This window comes from Chryseobacterium sp. S90, from assembly GCF_047444895.1.
Classification (GTDB): domain Bacteria; phylum Bacteroidota; class Bacteroidia; order Flavobacteriales; family Weeksellaceae; genus Chryseobacterium.
In genome coordinates this window covers 78352-99698 of record NZ_JBLGCX010000010.1, presented here as the reverse complement: position 1 = coordinate 99698, position 21347 = coordinate 78352, and the positions used below count along the sequence as shown (strand labels likewise).

Here is a 21347-nt window from a genome sequence, read left to right as displayed (position 1 = left end):
TTATTTTTGTGAAATGAGTCAAAAATGGATTTATAAGCCTGAACCCGATGAGGAAGTTGTGGACAGACTGAGTTCGTCACTTGGTTTTGGTACTTTTGAATCTAAAATCCTCGTTTTAAGAGGGATTGACAACTATCAAAAGGCCAGAGAATTCTTCAAACCAAACCTTAACGATATACATAATCCATTTTTAATGGCAGATATGCAAAAAGCTGTAGAGCGTATTGCAACGGCTATTGAAAATGGTGAAAAAATATTGGTCTATGGTGACTATGATGTGGACGGAACCACAGCGGTTGCTTTGATGTACCTTTATCTCAGCAAAATTGTTGAGAAAAAATATTTAGACTATTATATTCCTGACAGAAATTCTGAAGGGTATGGAATTTCTACTGAAGGAATTGATTTTGCCAAAGAAAATGGATTTTCATTAATCATTGCTCTGGATTGCGGAATAAAGGCTCTTGATATGATCAACTATGCCAAAAATCTGGATATAGATTTTATTATCTGTGACCATCACCTTCCGGGTGAAGAAATTCCTGATGCAGCAGCTGTGCTTGATCCTAAAAGAAATGACTGCCGATATCCTTTCAAAGAACTTTCGGGATGTGGTGTAGGCTTTAAGCTTTGCCAGGGATTAAATACAATTTATAAATTACCGGAAGCGGAATTATTTGAACTTACTGATCTTCTAGCCATTTCTATTGCTGCCGACATTGTTTCCATGACAGGTGAAAACAGAGTACTGGCTAAAATGGGATTGAAAACCCTTAGAAAAACCAGAAATCTGGGATTAAGATTGCTGATTCCTGAGGATAAACTTTCTCATTTTGAAATTTCAAATATTGTTTTTGAAATAGCTCCTAAAATTAATGCAGCCGGAAGAATCTCTCATGGTAAAGCAGCCGTAGAACTTATGGTTTCTGACAATCTGAAACATGCCAACCAGATTGTAAGCGATATCATGAACCTCAACGATGAAAGAAGAGAGCTGGATATGAACTCCACTCTTTCTGCATTGAACCAAATTATAGAATCTCAGCAGGAAACCAAGCATACAACCATCGTTTATCATCCTGAATGGAATAAAGGAGTGATCGGAATTGTCGCTTCCCGACTTATTGAAACGTATTATAAACCTACCCTGGTATTTACTGATGGTAATAACGGGGAAATGGTAGCTTCTGCAAGATCTGTTTCTGATTTCGATGTGCATGAAGCCCTTGATATGTGTTCTGAATATTTCCTGAAATTTGGGGGCCATCACGCTGCTGCCGGACTTTCTATGGAAAAAGACAAGTTTGATGCTTTCAAAGAAAGGTTTGAAAAAATTGTTTCTGAAAAAATCAAAGACCATCAAAAAGAACCTTCCATCGCCATTGATACTGAAATTGCAGTTGATGAAATCAACAGAGAGTTTATCAATTTCCATAGAAAACTGGCTCCATTCGGGCCTCACAATATGAAACCTATTTTTACATTGACCAATCAGAAATTGTCAGGCTATGTAAAAACTATGGGGAAAGATAATAACCACCTTAAATTTTATATCAAGCAGGAATCTACAGGACGAAACATTGAGTGCGTAGGATTCAAGCTTGGACCATTTGTTGAAGATTTTAAAAATAAAAATTTCGACCTTGCTTTTACCCTTGAAGAAAATCACTGGAAGGGCAATGTTACTCATTATCTAAATATTAAGGATGTGAAATTCAGGGATTGATAGAGGCTGCAGGATCTAGATTGCAGGTAATAGAATCAAATATTCCCCGTAAATCTTAAAAAGAATCCTGATACCAATATTTACATACTGAAGTACTGTCACCTATCACCCGCTACCTACAAACAATGAAAAAAATCGGCTTATTTTTCGGATCATTCAATCCAATTCATATCGGACATCTTATTCTGGCGAATTATATTCTGGAAAATTCTGATATGGATGAGCTTTGGTTTGTAGTGAGCCCACAAAATCCGTTTAAAGACAAAAAATCTTTACTGAATGACCATAACAGATTAGATATGGTACAGCTGGCAGTAAAAAATTATCCGAATATGAGAGCTTCCAATGTGGAATTCTCTCTTCCGAAACCAAGTTACACAATTGATACTCTTACCTATCTTCATGAAAAATATCCTGAATATTCTTTCAGCCTTATTATGGGAGAAGATAATCTGAAGAGTCTCCATAAGTGGAAAAATTCTGATGTTCTGATCAAAAATCATCATATCATTGTTTATCCAAGAGTATTTGAAGGAGAAAAAGCAGATTCTGACTATTTACAGCATGAAAATATTTCTCTCATCAAAGCTCCGGTTATAGAACTTTCTGCCACTGAAATCCGCACTATGATCAAAGATGATAAAAATGTAAGACCCATGCTGCCACCTGAAGTTTTTGAATATTTGGATGGTAGTAGTTTTTATAAGTAATTTTGTAATCAGAAATGAGAGATTAGAGAAAGACTCTTTACTAGTAACTCTCAACTCATAACTAAAGGAATGGACTTCATCGAAAAATTTTTCTCAAAATATTCTCAGGAAAAAATCATCAAATGGTTTAAACAGATTTGTGTTGCAGAAGCTATTTCATGTCTTTTACTGTACTGTGTTGCGATGATCTGGATCCGATATGATGAAAATTTATATTCTATTATCTTCATCAGTGTTATTGGCAGTTTACACGGATTATTTTTTACGCTTTACCTTATACTCTGCCTTCCTGCAAGAAAAATTTATAATTGGGATGATGAAGATTTTGTTTTTGCATTATTATCCGCATTCTTCCCTTTTGCAACGGTTTGGGTAGATAAAAAACTTGCCCGTTTTGACAGAGAATAAATAATATAATACTCACAAAAAAAGGACCTTTTCGGTCCTTTTAGTTTTTATAGTTATAACGTGCCCCTTTTACATGTCTTCTTGCTACGTTTGAGTTTTCTGGAAATCTATTACATTGATTGCAGATGTCGTTGTTCTATTTATCCGTTGGTAGGCACCAAAGCTTGATGCATTCACATAGCCAGATTTTATCACTTTAATATGGGCAAAATTTTCTTTTACCGAAGCATAATAATGAAACACAATCATTGTTACTTTTTCTGATTTCTCATCAAATATTTTTACAAATTTTCATCTATTTCATTTCGTCATGTAACAAAATTGAACTTTAAATTGTCTAATTAAGGAACAAAGTCATTAAAACCTTAAAATTGATGTAAAATTTTAGTTACTGATAATCAATAACTTAAATATTAATTAAAAACATTTTAAGTACTTTGCATTGCATGATACTAAATTTATTATATATCTTTGCAATGTAAAATAACAAACCATACAAGCTATTAATTAAAAAATAATATCATGAAAACTCAAATTCTTATTGCAGCACTATTTTTCGGTGGACTTGTAACTGCCCAGCAGAAAAAAGACAGTTTGAAAGTAAATGCTATTGATGCAGTGAATATCAAGAAGCAGGTTTTCAAAAAACAAGGAGACCGTTTAGTGTACGATGTAGCTTCTTCATCTATTGCTAAAGGAACGAACACCTTTAATCTTTTAAAACAAACTCCAATGATTTCCAGCATAGACGGAAAAACACTGAAGATTTTGGGAAAAAATGATGCGGTGATCTACATCAACAATAAGAAAACAAATATGGATTCTGAGGCACTGATTGAAATGCTGAAGTCTACTCCATCCGAGGATATCCAGAAAATTGAAGTGATTACGGTTCCGGGAAGTGAATTCCAGGTTGAATCCAAAGAAGGGGTGATTAATATTGTCATGAAAAAAAGCAAGAACAACGGTTACAACGGAACGTTGAAAATGCAGAACGAGCAGGCTTTTTACAATAACCCTAATGCCGGAGCTTCATTTAACTTCAGACAAGGAAAGTGGTCTGGTAATTCAAACTTCAGAACAGGAAGCTGGACAGACAGACAAAGATATACGCTGTCTAACGGAGATCCTACTTTCAGAAATGAATCATATGGGTTTAATGATGATCCTAATAAAAATTTTGGAGGAGGCTTTAACGTTGATTATGAGATCAATAAAAAGCACAGTCTTGGTTTCTCCTACAACATGAGATATAATAAAAGTTTCAATTCTGTACTGGATATTACCAACTGGCAAAACGGAGTTTTAAATAACAGAACGGTCAATAATGAAGATGCACAAACCAGAAATCACTCATTCAATTTAAATTATGAAATGAAAACAGATTCTTTGGGAAGCAGGCTTACCTCAAACATTTCTTACCTATGGTTCAACAGAGATAAAGTAAGTTTTAATGAAAGTTTTCCTTTAACTAATGATACCATCAATAAGTATTCTGCACTTCATCAATCAGTACCCCAGATCATTAACAATTATGCAGCTAATATCGACTATCTGAAAAAAACGGCTAAAGGCGCAACATGGTTAATGGGAATCAGCTACAATCATACGAACACCGATAATGATACCAAACAAGACAAATTAATAGGTACCGATTTTGTAATAGATCCCAAACAAACCAATCACTTCATTTATAAAGAAAATATTTTAGGTATTTACCTGAACTATGAACGTAAACTGACTGAGAAAATATCCGGAAAAATAGGAGCCCGATATGAAATGACCAGAAGTACGGGAGAGATTCTGGAAAAAACAGGATTCGAAAGAAACTACAACAATCTTTTACCTTATCTGAATTTAAATTATGCCATCAATTCTGATCACAACCTGAGCTATACTTTCTCGAGCAGAATCCGAAGACCAAGGTTCTGGGAACTTAACCCATCCAGAACGTATTTCACTCCTACGAATTATACACAGAACAATCCATTTGTTCTTGCTTCAAAATTTTATAATCAGGAACTGAACTATATGTACAAAAATGCATTCTACGCCAATCTTAGCTTTAATATGGTGGAAGATGCATCTGCTTCTGATATGCTTCCGTTACAAGGGACTTTAACAGCTCCAGAAAGGGATAAAAATGGAAATATAGTCTATGGCCCAGACGGAAATATGATCATGCGAACAACTAGATTCCTAAGATATATAAGAACCAATTACGGTAAAAACAGAGAGCTTGCTCTAACGCTGGGAATGAACAAATCATGGTTCAAAGACATATGGACAACCAACTATTCTGTCAATTTGGGTTATGTTACCTACAAAGGCGGAGTATGGGAAGATCCAACTTCTCAGCTAGGTCAGTACGAATCTGAGTCACTGGATCCTTATATCATTGATGTAAAAAACTACAATATGTCTGCAACCATCAATAATATCATCAGACTTTCATCTAAAAAAGACTGGTTCTTAGGAGTTAATTACTTCTTTGCAAGCCAGACAGCGATGGAAGGAGGTATGATAGGCGCAAGACAAAGCTTCGATCTCAGTCTGAAAAAAATTGCAGGCGACTGGACCATTGTAGCGGAAGTAAGCGATTTATTTAACCAAAGCTTTTACAGAGTTAAAGGAGTACAGCCAAACGGAAAATATAACAATATTACCAACTTCAACTATCCAAGGCTCATGAGCATCGGAGTTACTTATAATTTCGGAAACCAGAAACTGAAAAAGACAAGGGAAATGAAATCAGCTAATGATGCTGTAAAATCAAGAACCTAATCTATAAAAACTTATATCACTCAACCACTCTTAAATAAAAACAACATGAAACGTATAATTTTGTCAATGGCCATCGTATTCGGTACTTGTGCATTTGCCCAGGAGAAGAAATCTGACACGGCAAAAACAAAAAATATAGAAGGAGTTACCATTACAAAGCAGGTTTTCAAAAAACAAAGTGACCGTTTTGTATATGATGTGGCAGCATCTCCCGTAGCTAAAGGAAATACCACTTTCGACCTTCTGAAGCAGACTCCTCTATTATCTTCCACAGATGATAAAACATTAAAAATCGCCGGAAAGAATAATGCCCTGATCTATATCAACGGAAGAAAAAGCAATATGGATTCTGAATCCCTGGCTCAGTTCCTGAAAAATACTCCGGCAGAAAACATTCAGAAAATTGAAGTCATTACAGTTCCGGGCAGTGAATTCCAGGTTGAATCATCAGATGGGATCATCAATATCGTTTTAAAGAAAAAAATGAGTGACGGTCTCAACGGAAATATGAGAATGTCTAACACAACCAGTAAATACAACGGAAGCCAGGCAAGCTTCTCTGCCAACTACAGAAAAGGTAAACTGGGAGTGAGCGCCAATCTTAGCGGTGGTGAAAATATAGAGGCACAAACCTACACGTTAAGAAACGGAACTGCCAAGACTTCTAACGAATCTACAGGAGATGTTGACGATCCGAACAAAAACATCGGAGGTTATCTGAATATTGACTATCAATTGAATGAGAAGAGTAATCTGGCTTTATCATGGAACACCTGGGCTAACAAAAGCTATAATTCAACGGTAGATTTGTTCAATACCATAAAAAAAGCAAGTACAGAAAACCCGGAATATACATGGTCCAAAAATAAAGAAGATGCAAGATCTTATAACAATTCCGTGAATTTAAATTATGAATTAAAAACGGACTCATTAGGCAGCAAACTGAATGTAAATGCAGCTTATCTTAACTACAGAAGATTTCAGTACACCGATAACAAAACCTTCGCTTCAGATATTGACAGAGTTGTAGGATCAAGAACAAGACAAGTCATTCAGGACCTTCCCCAGATCATCAATAACTTCTCCGGAATGGTGGATTACAATCAGAAGTTTAAAAATGACCTGACAATTTCCGTAGGAGGAAATTATAATAAAACCAAAACAGACAACGATTCTAAAAACATTACATATTCTTTTAATCCCATAGAAGCTCCAGACTCAAGACCCAATCATTTTATCTATGATGAAAACATCTACGGTATGTATGTGACTGTTGAAAAGAAGATCTCGGATAAAATTTCCGGAAAAGTAGGAGCAAGATATGAGATCACCAGCAGTCTTGGAACTTCTGACAACGCTCCTACAGATGAACTTAAAAGGATTGAAAGAAATTACAGTAATATCCTTCCTTATCTGGGTTTCAACTATGCAATCAATGATAAAAACAATATTTCCTATTCCTTTTCAAGCAGGATGAGAAGACCGAGTTTTTGGGAAATCAATCCGGTAAGAAATATTCTTACAGATGATAATTATACTCAAAATAACCCATTTGTAAAGGCTTCATCTACTTATAATCAGGAGCTGACTTATATGTACAAAAATTCATACTTCCTGATTTTAAACCATTCTTATATTCAGGATGCTATAACCCAGGTTCCGCTTCAGGGTTATCCGGTATCACCTGACGGTAAAGTAGGAGAAAATCCTGTTCTTAGATACATAAGAACCAATTTTGGAAATAAACAGGAAATGTCTGCCATGGTAGGTATTCAGAAGTCATTCTTCAAACAATACTGGACAACCAACTTCAATATCGGAGTACAGCATAACATCAATAATGGAAGTCTTGATATTGATCCTACAACAGGAGACCGATTCAGAAATCAGGATGGTAAAGATATAGTATACACCAACAAAACAAATTCTACGAGTCTTTTGATTCAGACCAACAACACCATCCGTCTTGATAAAAAGAAAACATGGTTCTTTGGTGTTAATTATTTCTTCGTAGACAAGCAGCAGATTGAACTTGGATTACTAAAAGGCTTAATGAGCTTAGACCTCAGCCTTAAGAAAATGTGGAACGACTGGACTTTTGCGGTAAATGTGAATGACATCCTTAATACCAACATCGTTAAAATTGAAGACTTCCAGGAGAATGGCAATTATAATTACATCCACCAAAACCGTTACAACAGAAACTTTACGGTAAGTCTTACCTACAATTTCGGAAACCAGAAAGTGAAAAAAGTACGAGACATCGAAGGTGCATCAGATGCTATCAAAAGCAGAACGAGATAAAATTTATCTTTCTTCATATTCAATTAATTATTCTTTACAGTATCCGCTGATTCTTTTCAGCGGATTTTTATTATAAATTCCATCAAAAAATAACACATCCTGATATTTCAAAACGTGTCATTCTTTTATAATTTAATTGTATTTATTCAGATTTTGCAACGGCTGTTCTTTCCGAAACTCCATTGGCATTGAAAGCTTCAATCTGGAAATAGTAAGCATCCGTTCTATCTGCTCCTGTAAAGAAGTATTCATTCTTTCCGTACACCATAATGCTTCCGTACAATTTATCAGGAGATTTTCCAAAATAGATTACGTAACCGTCTGCATCAGGATTCTGCTGCCATTTCATCCAGATGCTTCTTCTTTCACCATATTTCTTTGGATCAGCTCTTAAAGGCACAAAGCCTTCCACTTTAGCAGGTTGTTTTCCTGCTCCTTTTCCAAATACCCTGAAACCGCTCAATGCAAATTTCCCTGTAGGCATTTTAAGGTTTTCCATTTTAAGGAAACGGGCTTTTGCGGGCTGCTCCAATTCTACATAATCATGAGGAACATCTTTTGTATTTTTGCTTTTATCCACAATCACATTCCACTTTTTCCCGTCATTAGAACCGTAGATTTTGTATTGATGCATTTTCCCTAAAGTTTTCCCCATAAACTCCGCATCCTGATCAGCATAATTGATCTGAATGGCATTGATGGTAGAAACCTCACCAAGATCTGTCTGAAACCATTCTCCGGAATTTCCTGTTTTGGCACTCCAATATGTTTTGATATCTTCATCTACTGCGTAATTAGGCTGATATCCACCTAAAGTAGATGAAACCTGAACCGGTTTGTTATAATTCAGCAGCATCCATCCGGCAAAAAGACCTTTTGTAAAATCTTTTCCCTGTGCATACTGCGGAAGGTATGTAGGATAATCACCATAAGCCGTATTACAATACATTACATCATCTTTATCAAAACCTGCAGGCCAGATTCCCAGTCTTCTTTCAAAGTTATTTTTAGTGGAAATAAAGATGGTTGAAATGTGCCACCAGTTTTTATAATTGTCTTCAAAAGTAGCTCCGTGGCCCGCTCCTCTGGCAAAACCTCCCGGCTTATAGGAAAACGGATTATGCTGTTGGTATTCGAAGCCTTCCAAAGGATTTTTACTCACATATACTCCATCAGAGTATCCACTGAATTCTGTTGCCGGAGCACCATACTGCATATAATATTTCCCGTTATGCTTAGTCATCCATGCCCCTTCTACAAAAGGCTGAAGAAAAACATTATCATTGTATTCCCCAAACCTTTCCCAGCCATGATCTTCGGGTTTTAATTTAATAATGGGCTTTACGAAACCCTCGGATTGAAGGTTTTTCACTTTAACTTCGGTTCCCAGCAATGGCCATTCGTTACTTGAACCCCAGTACAGATACAGTTTATTTTTATCTTCATCATAGTGAAATGCCGGATCCCATGCTCCTACTTTTAAAGTATCTACTGCAATTTTCCAATCGTCTTTTGTCGGATTCGTACTTTTCCAGATCGGAAAATCCTGCTCCCAGGTAGAGCCATAGACATATAAAGTATCTTTCATGGCCCAAACTGCCGGAGCATTAAGGTCATGGGTGTATTTATTATCTCTGAGAAATTTCCTTTTTACAAACTTCCATTCCAGCATATCATTACTGTACCAATATCCCTCCTGATTGGTAGAAAAAAGAAACAGTTTATTCTTAAAATTAACAATCACCGGATCTGCTGTAGCACGGTGTTTTCCCTGTTTTGAAAAAACTTCAAAAGGCGTATAACCATAATCAATATTGATGGGATTACAGAAAGTCTTCTGTTGTGCCCCTGCAATGATTCCGAGAAAAACTGCTAATAAGAGAAAGTATTGTCTCATTTTTAGATTTTAAAGATTACCGCAAAGTTAGCTAACTTTTTTTGGTTTTCTCCAAATAAAGCCATCCAGCAGATAATGAGTGAGCTGAGGCACGACTAATAACGGAACCAGAAACTGAAACCATTTTTCTGAGAGCATCATATTCAGGGAAAAATGCTCGTTCCAAACCAGCGTTTCCCACAAAAATTCTTCTACAAAGGCAAACCCTAAAAGAATGCCTATAAATAAAAATATTCCGGAAAAAGATTTAAAAACCTGCATCCGGCTCAGTTGATTATTTTCTTTTTGCTGTATTTCCCGGATATAAATCAATGCGATGTAAGGAATCCCATGGGAAACCACATTCAGAAAAGTGAAAAGAAGATCATTATTAAAGTAGACAATCCCGAAATACCAGGAAAGGAAAGTTCCGGTAATCAAAGCAGTTTTTGGGATATTAATATCTTTTGTTTTAAAAACTTCAAAAACAGTTTTAACAAGCCAAATGATCAGAATTGCAAAGTATACAATGGTAATCAAATTAGTATAATCCGGAAAATTTTTAAGCCAGTCAAACTCATTATTGACAAACCATGTAAATGCACGAGGTGTTTTAAACCAATACAACATGGGATAAATAGTTGCAGAATAAACAGCCACTTCATCTATTTTCTTACTCCAGGTATTCGGTTCAAAGCGGGCATAGATTCTCATAAAACCATACTGCTGACGTATAAAATGAAAAACAGCAATCAAAGCCAGCACCGACCAGAATGTCAGACTTCCAAATTGAAACAGGACGATTCCCAAAATCCAGCTTACAGCAGGAATGCCGAGATAAAGCAACTTATTTTTCTGAACTTCTCCTTTTACAAAATAAGTTTTGAACAGTGTAGAATACACGTGAGCCACATCCACGAAAACAATCAAGAAAAGCCATGTATAAAAAGAATAATGATTTTCCAGTCCCTGAATCTGTTTCTGAAAGAGAAAGATAATCAGCAATACCACAAAAGGAGGTGATAAGATAAACCACCAATCCGTTTTTGCGTTATGTATCCAGGGTTGTTTCATATAGCAATTTTATATCATTTTTTCTGCAGTCCGGATTCCCTGGTAGAAGGCTTCTTCAAAAATAGATATTCCTGAAAGATCGGAATGGGCAAAGAAAATTTTATCTCCAATAGATTCTTTTGCTATTTTGGTTTTTTCTCCAAAAATCTGATCAGGTACCGGTGCTATCATGGCATGTCCTATTTTATGAAATTGCATTTCCAGAATAAAATCCTCTATCAAAGGGTGCGCTTTCTTCAGATCATCCAAAACTAAAATTTTCAGTTCAGCATCTTTCATGGCATACAGCTTTTTCCTTGCTTTTCTACAATCTCCGGTTGAAAAGCTCTTATAATGGGTAATCACTTTTTCACCCATAACCTGGTTCAGATTCTGATGCTGGTCAAAGATATAACCCAATCCCGAAGATCCATAAATCACATTATCCCATGCTAGCTCTTCATCTCCTCCGAATTCATTCTTCAGAGTAATGGTTGTTAAAAGCCAGGGAACATAGTTAAATGAAGCTGCTTTTTGATGATTGAAAATCCTTTCGTTGACAAACTGCGGTGATGCAAACAGTACTTTATCTGCAATGATCTTTTTTGTTTTTTTCTGAGTATTATCAAAACTTAAAACCTCAACTTTATCATTGATTTTCACATCAAAAACCAGATTTCCGGACATATGTTTTCCTTCTGTATATTTTGAAAAATGTTTTGCTAATCTGGCATTGCCTTCAGGCCATGTGAAGACCTGATCTTTATATTTCGTGCTCCAATTGTTCTTTCTACCTGCGAAATAATGAATTCCAGCCCATGCCGAAACGTAGTCTATTCCCAATCCGAAATCATCTCTGCAGGAATAATCCAACAGCCAAAGGAGCTCTTCGGAGTGATATTTATTTTCTTTGAGCCAATCTTTGAAAATGATTTTTTCAAGCTTTAAAACCTCATCATCTTTGCTGGAATCATGTACAGGAATGGCAAACCAGTATTTTCCCCCTGCATCTTTTTTTAAACGAAATTCATCCATCAACTTAAAAAAACGGTTAAGCTCTTGCTGGGTTTCTGTTGAAATTCCTCTTTGTGGAACAATATCGTTCTGCCAGGAGTTTTTATAGAACAGCCTTTCCTGCTGTGGGAAAGTCATTTGGTATTCATCAAGAACGGGTTCACCATTCTCTTCGATTCCAAGGCAGATTTTGCATTCTTTCAGAAACTCGATAATTTCTATATTCTCTTTGTTCGGTAATGGTAAATAGTGAGCACCTAAAGGAAATTTTGAGAATGTGTTCTGTCCATTAGAAGAATTTCCTCCAAGATGGTTTTCCATTTCAAGGAGAAGATAGTTCTGTTCATGATGCTGGCTGAAGAACCTGCACGCTGAAAGTCCGGAAATCCCACCGCCTACGATAAGATATCGGGTGTGGATAACTTCTGAAAATTGTGGAAAATCTTTTGCCCACAGTTTATGCCCCAGCACATGGTTTGTCCCGGTAATCTTCAGCAGCAATGATTTTACTTTCTTTCCGCAATACTGCAAAAAGGGAAGCATAAGACTACCTAAAAATATAGTTTTAAGAAAATCCTTTCTACTGTACTTTCCCCCACTCTTCATCAAAATAACGAACTAGTATCTGGTTGTCCAGACGGTTAACTTCTACGTCCTTCACTTTCATATCTTTACTGAAATAAGACATCTGTGAAAAGTTATAATCATAATATTTTAACCCAGGCAGCTTTCTGTAGATCCTGTTGTTGATGGGCTCAAATGAAGCCATAGAAAAACCCCATTCTCCAAAAGAGGGAACATAGGTATGGTATGCTGCTGTGAAAGGAAAAATCTGATTGATCGTTTTTTCTATACACCAGAAAGATTTAGGTGCGAAATACGGAGAGGTGGTTTGAACCACAATCTTTGTATCAAGGGTAGTCAGTCTTTCCAATTCTTTATAAAACTGCAAGGAATAGAGTTTTCCCAAGCTATAATTGGATGGATCCGGAAAATCTATGATGATGACATCAAACTTTTTTTTGTTCTCTTTTACCCAAATGTAAGCATCTTTATTAATCACTTCCACCTTCGGATTGGAAAAAGAACTTTGGTTCAGTTTGCGCATGGTTTCGTTGGTCTTGAAAAACTGTGTCATTTCCCCATCAAGATCTACAAGCGTTATTTTTTTAACGTCTTTATATTTTAACACTTCTCTTGCTGCAAAGCCGTCACCTCCTCCCAGAATCAGAACGTTGTCAATGTTTTTTGCCATAGACATTGCGGGATGTACTAAAGCTTCATGATAACGATATTCATCGGTGGAAGAAAACTGCAGGTTGTTATTTAAATACAGACGGAATTCATGAGTATTTCGGGTAAGAACGATCCTTTGGTAGGGAGAACTTTTGGTATAAACTACATTTTCACCGTACAATTTTTCTTCAGAATAAGACAGAATCGTATCTGAAAAAAAGAAAAGCCCCAACAGAAAAGCAAATGCAGCAATAGATTTTACTTTTAATGATAGGGGTTTTGACAATTCCTTTCTAAGGTAATAGCATAAAAATATCGCAATAGAGATATTAATCAGACCAAAAAATAAAGGTGTCTTTACAATTCCCAGCTTTGGAATTAAAACCAACGGAAAGAGAATCGAGGCTAATAAAGCTCCGATATAATCGAATGCAAAGACATTTGAAACTAAATCTTTAAACTGTACCCGGTCTTTCAGAATATTCATTAAAAGCGGAATTTCCACTCCAACGAGGCATCCGGTGAAAAAGACAAAAAGGTAGAGAACACTTTCAAAATGTGCGAGTGTATTAAACAAAGTAAAGAGCACAACAGAACTGATTCCGCCAACGATTCCCACCAGGATCTCGATCTCAATAAATTTATCGATCAGATTTCCCTTGATGAATTTCGCAAAATAGGAACCTACTCCCATTGAAAATAAATACACCCCGATAATAAAGGAAAACTGCTTTACAGAGTCTCCTAAAAGATAGCTCGCCAGGGCTCCGGCCACCAATTCATAAATCAATCCACATGTAGCAATGACGAATACTGAAAACAATAAAAGCAGCTCAAGAGGAATCCTCTTCTTATCCATGAATTGCAGCGCTTATAATCATTGAAATTCCTATGATAAATGCTCCGAAGACAATAGCCAGTGCTATATTTTTGTTCTGAGCAATCTCATGCCATGTTTTTTCCGGAGTAAGTTTTTCTATAACGAAATAGCACACCAGAAGAATAGCGATTCCTAAAAGTGAATAAAGAACCGAGTTGAATATTGGTAATAAATTGATGTTGTCCATAGTTTTATATTTTTATTTGTGATAGTATCTGTAGAATCCTACTCTGGAATGACTTCTTGTAGTTCCGTCACGGTATGTTTCCGTCTTGGCACAGTCGCAGACCTGATTTCCCTGATAAGTAAGGTATACAAACCAGGTCATGAAAAGTCCTCCGATCATGCAGAGTATCCAGTTTTGTCTTATATAGTTTAAAATATTAATCATCATGATGTGGGATAAGGGGTGTTTGAGCTATTCTTCCATTTATTCACATTAAAAAAATGTCTCCCTATCCACATAGCTACAAAGAGAACAATCATTATGAATAAAATAAATCCGAAGTTCCAGAATGAAACGGGAAGCCAGGTTGCTTTGAGCTGTACATAGGTATTGCTTGAAATGGGATCTGTAGTGAGTTTAGGTGCTTCAGCATTAATCAGGGAATCCAGCTTTTGAGTCCCGAAAGACGTTTTAGCAAGTCTCGCAACTTCTGATGTATCTTTTTCCAGTGTTTTTCCATCTGTAAAGCTTGTGGTCTGGCCCTTAAGCAGATCATTGATCTCGACAGTTCCCGATTTATCCCGAGATATGATCACCTTTGAATCCGGAGACTGAAGATTGGAAAAGGCAGGTAAAGCGCCATCTTTCTCTGCAGAGATAAGAAAGTGATACTGCCCGGAACTTACTCCACAAAGGTTAAAGTCTTCGGACTGACTTCCTTCTGACCAGCTTTCTCCATCTTCGTAACCATGATATTGTTCGATATCTTTGGAGGTATAGATAATTTCATTGGTCTTTTCATTCACAAGACTCAGCTGGATATTCGCCCAGGAATTATCAACTCCGGAAAAAGCATTAACTTTTAATGGTGCTGAGCCTCCTGAAAGGGTAAAACTTTTACTGACCAATTCCTTATCTTTTACATCTGTAAAATTGATGGTTTCCGCAAAAACGGTTTCGTTAGTTCTTGATGTGTAAACATATAGCTGACACAGACATATCATTAATGCAGCGATACAAAAGATGTTCACCGCCTGTCTCATATCGAAATAATAAGGCTGAACAATACCAACGCCCGTATAATAAGGCATATGAGCTATTTTAAAAGCTCTTTTCATATCATATTTTGAAATATGAACTCCATAGAAATACTGGCTTTTTTTACTGGTCTTCTCCTGAGAGATCATACGGGTTCCGTTGACGTATTCTTTATAAGTAGCAATACTGAAGTCCAGATGTTCATCAAAAAATCCAGCTGCCGAATCGATACTGCATTGAGTATTTTCATACCAGCGATAAGTTCGTCCGAGGTAGGTTGGTAATTTTGAATTTTTACCTTTAAAATCATCAGGGTGCATTGAGGTCAGGAAAACCCAATGTCCGTCACTTTCACTCAGGAAAGCATCACCTCCTTTGCTGTCTTTTAAAGAATATTCCCGCCAGAAAATACTGTTTCCATATTTTTTGACAGTAATTGCAACGACCGTATATTCTACACCGTCAATTTTTCCTTTCTGTCCGACGTCCAAGACAACGTTTTCTGTCGGGACTTTCAAATGTTTGATTTGTTTGTTTCCGGCAACATCGATGAGATGGGAACAGGTTTTACAAACATATTCTTCAACAGGAAAAGTGAGATCTAATTTATTTTCTGATTTGCATGCTGGGCAGACATAGTACATTTTTATCTGTAAATTTTGTGTTTTTGAATGGTATTAGCTCTAAAATACTGAACCACTTCATCTGCAATCTGCTCTACTTTTGTGGTATTGTCCTGTGTATAATTACAAAGGAAAACATCAAAAGTAAGCTGTTTAAATTCCGGCCACGTGTGGATACAAAGGTGAGACTCTTTAAGGATCACTGCGGAAGTAAAGCTATCATTCTCAAAAATATGATTGGTTACTCCTACAATTTCTACATCTTTTGTCTTCAGAATTTCTTCTGTAAACGCCAGAAAACCTTTGCTGTCTAATAACAAATCTTCTGACTCTGTTTCCAAAGTCAGAAGAATATGTAAACCTTTACTTGATAATGGGTTCAATTAATTTTTTCGTAAATATATTATTTTTTTGGAAGAAAAACCTCAGCAAGCATACATCTTGCACTTCCTCCTCCATTTACTTCAATGGTATTCAGGTCTGAATAGATAATTTCGCAGTATTTTTCAATAGCAGCTACCTGTTCTGTAGTTAAAGACTGGTAAGCTGTCTGGCTCATTACCAGGAATTTTTCACCATCTTTATTCTGAACCTGAAGCATATTTCCTGCAAACTGCTGCATCTGCTCTTCTGAAATTTCGATGATTTCTTTTCCGGAACCTTTAATAGTTTCAACTACTTTTTCTCTTTCCAGTTCATCATCAATACAATCAAGACAGATTACGACAAACTTATCTGCCACACACATCATTACATTGGTGTGATAGATAGGAAGCCTTTCTGTACCTACCGTCTGGAATGAATGAAACACAACCGGAGTGAATCCGAATTTTGCACAGAATTCTCTGAACAGTTTTTCATCCAGTCTCAAAGAAACAGAGCCATAAGCAATTTTGTTATCGTGATCGAAAATCATACTTCCTGTCCCTTCCAGGAAATGTCCCTGAGTTTCAGGAAAAGACCAGTCATCAATTTCAGCAACTTCAAATCCCTGATCTTTGATGTTTTCAATAATATCATCTCTTCTTTCTACTCTTCTGTTGGAAGCGAACATCGGATATAAAACCACCTTCCCATCTTTATGGAAGCTTACCCAGTTATTTGGGAAAATAGAGTCAGGAGTATGAGGATCTAATGTATCTTTTATTGTGATCACATTAATTCCTTTACCTCTCAACTTTCCAACAAAGGTATTGAACTCAGCCAAAGCTTTTGACTGGATATCGGAACCTGTCTGTTCTATCTGAAAGTAATTGTTTTTTGCTGTCTCAGCGTTGTAACCGAATGCAATCGGTTCTATCATTAATACTGTATCTGTTGTTTGCATTGTTTATAAGTTTGAGGGTGTTAGTGTATGAGAGTTTGAGAGTTTTGCAACGGCTCACAAATTATTCCCTTCTTTAGTAATCGGAGAAAATGAACACCATTTTTCAGACTGGCTCATCATATTAACTAACATTCCTATTATTTGGTTATATTGTTTGTGCAAATGTTCATATTGCTCTTCATTTATATAATTGCAAGCAATAGAAAACTGAAGCCATGTTTGAGTTTCTCTTGCTTCTCCTTCTGAGTCTGTAAGTTTAGCAATGAAAGATTTTTCATATTTTCTTTTTCCCCAGGCCTCGCTAATATTTGCTGTTACAGATCTTGACGATCTCCTTATCTGGTCTGTAAGAGAATAAAGTTCTTCTTTCGGAAAAGATTTTGAGAGTTCAAAAATCAGTTGTGCTGTTTCAAATGATTTTTGATAAACTTTTAGGTCCTGATGAAATCTAATCGTTGACATACACTAATATTTATTTAAAGTTAAAAAAATATTCAAACCCATCAACGCTCTCACTTTCAAACCCTAAACCTCTCAAACCCTCCTACTCCATTATTCTCTCACAAGCGGCATTGTAGAGCATCTCAACAAACCACCCATTTTAGAGATTTCTCTGTAAGGGATTTCTTCAACGGTCATTCCCCATACGTTTCTCAAATGGTCATTCATTCTTGTGAATGCTTTGTCTGAAACTACCACATCAGGTGCAATCGAGAAGATATTCGGGAACATTTCAAACATTTCTTCGTCATTGATATGGAAACAGTTTTCTTCTCCGAAAATATCGATAATCAAGCGGTAGTCACTTTCATCAACGAATCCGTTTTTATAAATGATACATTTGTCTTCTCCTACGGGATTGAATGTACAATCCAGATGCAGAATACCTTCAAACGGAACTTTATCGTTTTTCTTCAGTTCTAGGTCAATAATTCTTTTCTTTGGAAAATATTCTTTTAAGATTTCAATGGCATATTCGTTTGTTCTTGCTGTCTTGTAGTTTCTGTAATCTTCGCTGAAACAGGTTCCGATAAAAATAAAATCATTCCATACGATCACATCTCCTCCTTCAATATGAGCTGTTTCCGGAAGGTTGATGATCTTTCTCCATGCTACTTTCTCAAAAACGCTTTTGTATGCTTCCTGCTCGTCTGCTCTGTCCGCGATCACATTGGAAATGATCATCTTATCGTCAATCACAAAGGCCACATCTCTTGAAAAAACCTGGTTGTAATCTTTGATGATACTTGGACGCAGTACTTCAACGTCATACTTTTTCAGAACTGCTTCAAAAGCGTTCATTTCATTGATAATATCCTCTTCTTTAGGATAAATGTTGTGTTCGATTGAGTAATATGACTTTGCGTCATAACTTTCCTCTAGTGTGGGAACTGCTCCCAGTGAATTAGGCTGGCCTAGAACTACTGACTTCAGCCTACCCGTTTCGTTTTTAATGTTTAGTCTCATAAAGATTTATGCAATACTACAAATATAAGTAAAGGTCTCTATCTGTAAAACTTTTGGAATATTTTATGTATTAAATTTGATCTCCAAAATCAACCACCTTCAACAAAATTTCCTTGTCTGTACAGCTAACTGTAGTGAATAGTTCCGGAAACATCTACAACTTACTATTTTCCATCTACATAAGAACAAAAAAACAGATAATTCTATTATTTAATTTCCTATATTAGTGATATAATTTTCGCGAAATTATAATCCATAAAACTTAACTATTAACACCAAAAATCAAAGTTATGAACAAGAACAATCCAGTGCTTAAAAATGCACAAAAATTAGGAAGAGACCAACAAAAATCCGTAATGGGAGGTGCTCCAATCTCAACAGGCAGAAGATGCTGTGAGTGGGATGATGCAGGAAACTGCTATATCTGGACATGCGACAGATGTCAATGTCCATAATAAAAACGAAAGTCTGCTTTTTCAAGCAGGCTTTCTTATCTCGTTCTGTTTTCTTCTTCTGTCTTCTGGGTTTCTTTAACCTGATATTTTGAACTTCCTATAGTATAACTGAGTGAAAATACCAATCGGCTGCTATCCCACCAATGGGTAAAACGATTATCCATAATCTTTTTGTGCCGGAATTCTAATCGCTGCGCATAGGAATCCAGGAGATTATTAAAACCCAATTTAGTGTTCAGTTGATTATCAAACCACGACTTTTGTACTGATACCTCTACGGTATACCTTGGTTTGATAATGTAAAGGCTGTTCCCCGTTTTTGATTCATAGTTAGCAAATATGTTTACGGTAAATCCTTTTGGAAGGGAAAACACCTGGTTTAGCCTCACTTCATAATTGTAAATTTTCAATGCAAAAACCTCATCCAGATAAGGCCTGAATTCATCATTATAATATCCTGTAATCTGACTGGTAATATTCCACCATTTTGTAATTCTGACTGGAAAGCTGGTTTCCAAAACAGCAAAGTTCCTGTACGGAAGATTCGTTCCCAGATACTCCAATACATTTGTTTCCGGATTGTACAGTGGATAACGTGTCATCACATCTTTTTCTTTTCCAACTGTAAAGCTGGTGATCCAGTTTTTATAGCGATAGGTTGCTTTGATCTGACTTGTAAAGGAAGGGAGCAAATAAGGATTCCCTATCCAGTAATTTAGCGGACTGAAATAAAACCGGAACGGATTAAGCTGAGAGAAAACCGGTCTCGTTATTTTCCTGCTGTAAGAAAGAGAAAGCTCACTGGACTTGTTAAAAGTATAATTTGCACTTAACGACGGAAGCCATTTCAGATAGTTTCTTGAAACAACGGAATCCACGGTAACTGCATTGGAAATACTGTTGGTATTTTCAAATCTTAGTCCTGCATTGATCTGTAAACTTCCTATTTTCTGTCTGTAGGCCAGATAACCAGCCCATATTTTTTCTTTATATGAAAACACATTACTTCTTAAAGGATCAAAAACAAACTGATTTCCTGCAGATAATGTATCATACCTGATATTGTTTTGAGTGTCTGAACTGCTGTATTTGAATCCTGCTTCAAGATCTACATGATTAATTTTCTGTGAAGCATCTATCTGTGCAGTATAGATATTAATTTTATTAATCAAATCAGATTTCCAGTAAGACAGAAGATTTACTGTAGCCTTATCTCTATTGATAAAATCATCATTCTGTTTATTTTTAACTGAAAGATAGTTTCCTAAAAAACTGATTTTAAATCCTTTGTTTTGAAAAGAATAATCGGTGGTAATTCCATAATTATCCTGTGAATAGCGGGTGGGATTTTCACTGACGGTATTCAATACTGTCTGGGTTTCATTTTTATCGGTAGTAAAAAGAGAACCGTTTCGTATACGGTCATTATCCCTGAAATTACCTCTCAGATTAACTCCAAGTCTGTTTTTATCATTCATTCTGAAATCAGCTCCAGCCTGAATATTATACATCTTCCCAAAATCTTCCTGGTAGGTGTGAGTACGCATAATATTGGTATTTGCCAGCCGCTGCAAAGCCTGGTAACGATAGGTAGAAATCCCTTCATTATAACCTGCCTGAAGGCTGTATGTAACTTTTCCCGTGTGATAAGAAGTATTGAATGCATTTTCCCTGTAGTTGAATTTATTAATATACGCATTACCATTATAGCTTGCTTTCCAGCCAAGACTGACATTCTTTTTTAATTTAATATCAATGATCCCTTTAAATTCGGCATCGTATTTTGAGGACGGATTGGTATTCACTTCTACAGATTCCACCATATCTGGAGATAAAGACCGCAAATAGGCCTGTAATTCCTGATTGCTCATCACAACAGGTTTTCCATCGATAAGAACAGCCGGAGCGATTCTTCCACCAATAAAAATTCCGTCTTCCTGGTCTACTGTAAGGCCGGGTGTTTTTCTTAAAACATCAAGAAGATGGGTAGAGGTTTTAAAGTCTCTGTTTCCGGCAACAGGTACTACCAGGTTTCCATCATTCAATTTCATCTTTCGCGGAGCTGATTGAAGAATGACTTCAGAAATAGTTGTGGTGGAAGATCTTACCTGAGTCAGAGAATCCGAAAATTTATTTTTTACAATTTCCTGTGCTTTACCAAAAATGGAGAGAAACAGCAGGAATAACAAAAGCCACAATTTGATGATCATAGATTTTAAATTTTATGAAATCAAAAGTATCGGCTTGTCGTAAAAAAGCGGTTTTGAAATTGAAATTCCG

18 protein-coding genes are annotated in these 21347 nt (G+C 36.2%); 6 read left to right on the top strand and 12 right to left on the bottom strand.

Annotated features, from left to right (window positions below; all coding sequences use genetic code 11):
• Positions 1 to 13 precede the first annotated feature (13 nt).
• The 5 genes from recJ to ACLMCG_RS21280 all read left to right on the top strand — a co-directional run bounded on the left by recJ (position 14) and on the right by ACLMCG_RS21280 (position 7932).
• A complete protein-coding gene (gene recJ, locus ACLMCG_RS21300) occupies positions 14 to 1726 on the top strand; it encodes a single-stranded-DNA-specific exonuclease RecJ (RefSeq protein ID WP_223598574.1) in 1713 nt (570 codons plus the stop codon).
• Between the two features lie 125 nt (positions 1727 to 1851).
• Positions 1852 to 2436 carry a nicotinate (nicotinamide) nucleotide adenylyltransferase gene (gene nadD, locus ACLMCG_RS21295; RefSeq protein ID WP_413961177.1) on the top strand — a complete coding sequence of 195 codons (585 nt, stop codon included), beginning with the start codon at positions 1852 to 1854 and terminating at the stop codon, positions 2434 to 2436.
• A gap of 69 nt (positions 2437 to 2505) precedes the next feature.
• Positions 2506 to 2844: a DUF3817 domain-containing protein gene (locus ACLMCG_RS21290; protein WP_309434751.1), complete on the top strand. Its 339-nt coding sequence runs from the start codon at positions 2506 to 2508 to the stop codon at positions 2842 to 2844.
• 522 nt (positions 2845 to 3366) lie between these two features.
• Positions 3367 to 5628, top strand: coding sequence for a TonB-dependent receptor domain-containing protein (locus ACLMCG_RS21285; protein ID WP_413961176.1), 2262 nt, complete (start codon positions 3367 to 3369; stop codon positions 5626 to 5628).
• Between the two features lie 45 nt (positions 5629 to 5673).
• Entirely contained in the window at positions 5674 to 7932 is a 2259-nt protein-coding gene (locus tag ACLMCG_RS21280; protein WP_413961175.1) for a TonB-dependent receptor domain-containing protein, read from the top strand.
• A gap of 142 nt (positions 7933 to 8074) precedes the next feature.
• Here ACLMCG_RS21280 and ACLMCG_RS21275 read toward each other — a convergent pair whose 3' ends face one another.
• The 11 genes from ACLMCG_RS21275 to ACLMCG_RS21225 all read right to left on the bottom strand — a co-directional run bounded on the left by ACLMCG_RS21275 (position 8075) and on the right by ACLMCG_RS21225 (position 18612).
• Entirely contained in the window at positions 8075 to 9829 is a 1755-nt protein-coding gene (locus ACLMCG_RS21275; protein ID WP_413961174.1) for a discoidin domain-containing protein, read from the bottom strand.
• Positions 9830 to 9856: 27 nt separating this feature from the next.
• Entirely contained in the window at positions 9857 to 10882 is a 1026-nt protein-coding gene (locus ACLMCG_RS21270; RefSeq protein ID WP_413961173.1) for a hypothetical protein, read from the bottom strand.
• A gap of 9 nt (positions 10883 to 10891) precedes the next feature.
• Entirely contained in the window at positions 10892 to 12418 is a 1527-nt protein-coding gene (locus ACLMCG_RS21265; protein ID WP_413961172.1) for an NAD(P)-binding protein, read from the bottom strand.
• Positions 12419 to 12455: 37 nt separating this feature from the next.
• Complete coding sequence (locus ACLMCG_RS21260; protein WP_413961171.1) at positions 12456 to 13970, bottom strand: polyamine aminopropyltransferase; 1515 nt, start codon at positions 13968 to 13970, stop codon at positions 12456 to 12458.
• A complete protein-coding gene (locus ACLMCG_RS21255; protein ID WP_223598566.1) occupies positions 13963 to 14178 on the bottom strand; it encodes a DUF350 domain-containing protein in 216 nt (71 codons plus the stop codon). The genes ACLMCG_RS21260 and ACLMCG_RS21255 overlap by 8 nt, the downstream gene beginning before the upstream one ends.
• Before the next feature lie 12 nt (positions 14179 to 14190).
• Positions 14191 to 14385 carry a hypothetical protein gene (locus tag ACLMCG_RS21250; RefSeq protein ID WP_413961170.1) on the bottom strand — a complete coding sequence of 65 codons (195 nt, stop codon included), beginning with the start codon at positions 14383 to 14385 and terminating at the stop codon, positions 14191 to 14193.
• Positions 14382 to 15839 carry a DUF4178 domain-containing protein gene (locus ACLMCG_RS21245; protein WP_413961169.1) on the bottom strand — a complete coding sequence of 486 codons (1458 nt, stop codon included), beginning with the start codon at positions 15837 to 15839 and terminating at the stop codon, positions 14382 to 14384. Before ACLMCG_RS21245 ends, ACLMCG_RS21250 begins: the two co-directional genes overlap by 4 nt.
• Positions 15840 to 15841: 2 nt before the next feature.
• Positions 15842 to 16201 carry an S-adenosylmethionine decarboxylase family protein gene (locus ACLMCG_RS21240; RefSeq protein ID WP_413961168.1) on the bottom strand — a complete coding sequence of 120 codons (360 nt, stop codon included), beginning with the start codon at positions 16199 to 16201 and terminating at the stop codon, positions 15842 to 15844.
• A 20-nt stretch (positions 16202 to 16221) separates the two neighbouring features.
• The gene (ctlX, locus tag ACLMCG_RS21235; protein ID WP_413961167.1) at positions 16222 to 17145 is read right to left on the bottom strand and encodes a citrulline utilization hydrolase CtlX; all 924 of its coding nucleotides are present in this window, start codon (positions 17143 to 17145) and stop codon (positions 16222 to 16224) included.
• A 54-nt stretch (positions 17146 to 17199) separates the two neighbouring features.
• Positions 17200 to 17607: a four helix bundle protein gene (locus ACLMCG_RS21230; protein WP_318847213.1), complete on the bottom strand. Its 408-nt coding sequence runs from the start codon at positions 17605 to 17607 to the stop codon at positions 17200 to 17202.
• Between the two features lie 90 nt (positions 17608 to 17697).
• Complete coding sequence (locus tag ACLMCG_RS21225) at positions 17698 to 18612, bottom strand: dimethylarginine dimethylaminohydrolase family protein (protein WP_309434740.1); 915 nt, start codon at positions 18610 to 18612, stop codon at positions 17698 to 17700.
• A gap of 290 nt (positions 18613 to 18902) precedes the next feature.
• Here ACLMCG_RS21225 and ACLMCG_RS21220 point away from each other — a divergent pair, with 290 nt between their 5' ends.
• Complete coding sequence (locus ACLMCG_RS21220) at positions 18903 to 19067, top strand: hypothetical protein (RefSeq protein ID WP_156121335.1); 165 nt, start codon at positions 18903 to 18905, stop codon at positions 19065 to 19067.
• 35 nt (positions 19068 to 19102) lie between these two features.
• Here ACLMCG_RS21220 and ACLMCG_RS21215 read toward each other — a convergent pair whose 3' ends face one another.
• Positions 19103 to 21277 carry a TonB-dependent receptor domain-containing protein gene (locus tag ACLMCG_RS21215; protein ID WP_413961166.1) on the bottom strand — a complete coding sequence of 725 codons (2175 nt, stop codon included), beginning with the start codon at positions 21275 to 21277 and terminating at the stop codon, positions 19103 to 19105.
• Positions 21278 to 21347 lie beyond the last annotated feature (70 nt).

Coding starts and splice junctions, on each gene's coding strand:
- ACLMCG_RS21250 (WP_413961170.1), bottom strand. CDS start 14,385: ATGATGATTAATATTTTAAACTATATAAGACAAAACTGGATACTCTGC.
- ACLMCG_RS21215 (WP_413961166.1), bottom strand. CDS start 21,277: ATGATCATCAAATTGTGGCTTTTGTTATTCCTGCTGTTTCTCTCCATT.
- ACLMCG_RS21280 (WP_413961175.1), top strand. CDS start 5,674: ATGAAACGTATAATTTTGTCAATGGCCATCGTATTCGGTACTTGTGCA.
- ACLMCG_RS21260 (WP_413961171.1), bottom strand. CDS start 13,970: ATGGATAAGAAGAGGATTCCTCTTGAGCTGCTTTTATTGTTTTCAGTA.
- ACLMCG_RS21220 (WP_156121335.1), top strand. CDS start 18,903: ATGAACAAGAACAATCCAGTGCTTAAAAATGCACAAAAATTAGGAAGA.
- ACLMCG_RS21290 (WP_309434751.1), top strand. CDS start 2,506: ATGGACTTCATCGAAAAATTTTTCTCAAAATATTCTCAGGAAAAAATC.
- nadD (WP_413961177.1), top strand. CDS start 1,852: ATGAAAAAAATCGGCTTATTTTTCGGATCATTCAATCCAATTCATATC.
- recJ (WP_223598574.1), top strand. CDS start 14: ATGAGTCAAAAATGGATTTATAAGCCTGAACCCGATGAGGAAGTTGTG.
- ACLMCG_RS21285 (WP_413961176.1), top strand. CDS start 3,367: ATGAAAACTCAAATTCTTATTGCAGCACTATTTTTCGGTGGACTTGTA.
- ACLMCG_RS21255 (WP_223598566.1), bottom strand. CDS start 14,178: ATGGACAACATCAATTTATTACCAATATTCAACTCGGTTCTTTATTCA.
- ACLMCG_RS21245 (WP_413961169.1), bottom strand. CDS start 15,839: ATGTACTATGTCTGCCCAGCATGCAAATCAGAAAATAAATTAGATCTC.
- ACLMCG_RS21275 (WP_413961174.1), bottom strand. CDS start 9,829: ATGAGACAATACTTTCTCTTATTAGCAGTTTTTCTCGGAATCATTGCA.
- ACLMCG_RS21265 (WP_413961172.1), bottom strand. CDS start 12,418: ATGCTTCCCTTTTTGCAGTATTGCGGAAAGAAAGTAAAATCATTGCTG.
- ACLMCG_RS21225 (WP_309434740.1), bottom strand. CDS start 18,612: ATGAGACTAAACATTAAAAACGAAACGGGTAGGCTGAAGTCAGTAGTT.
- ACLMCG_RS21270 (WP_413961173.1), bottom strand. CDS start 10,882: ATGAAACAACCCTGGATACATAACGCAAAAACGGATTGGTGGTTTATC.
- ACLMCG_RS21230 (WP_318847213.1), bottom strand. CDS start 17,607: ATGTCAACGATTAGATTTCATCAGGACCTAAAAGTTTATCAAAAATCA.
- ctlX (WP_413961167.1), bottom strand. CDS start 17,145: ATGCAAACAACAGATACAGTATTAATGATAGAACCGATTGCATTCGGT.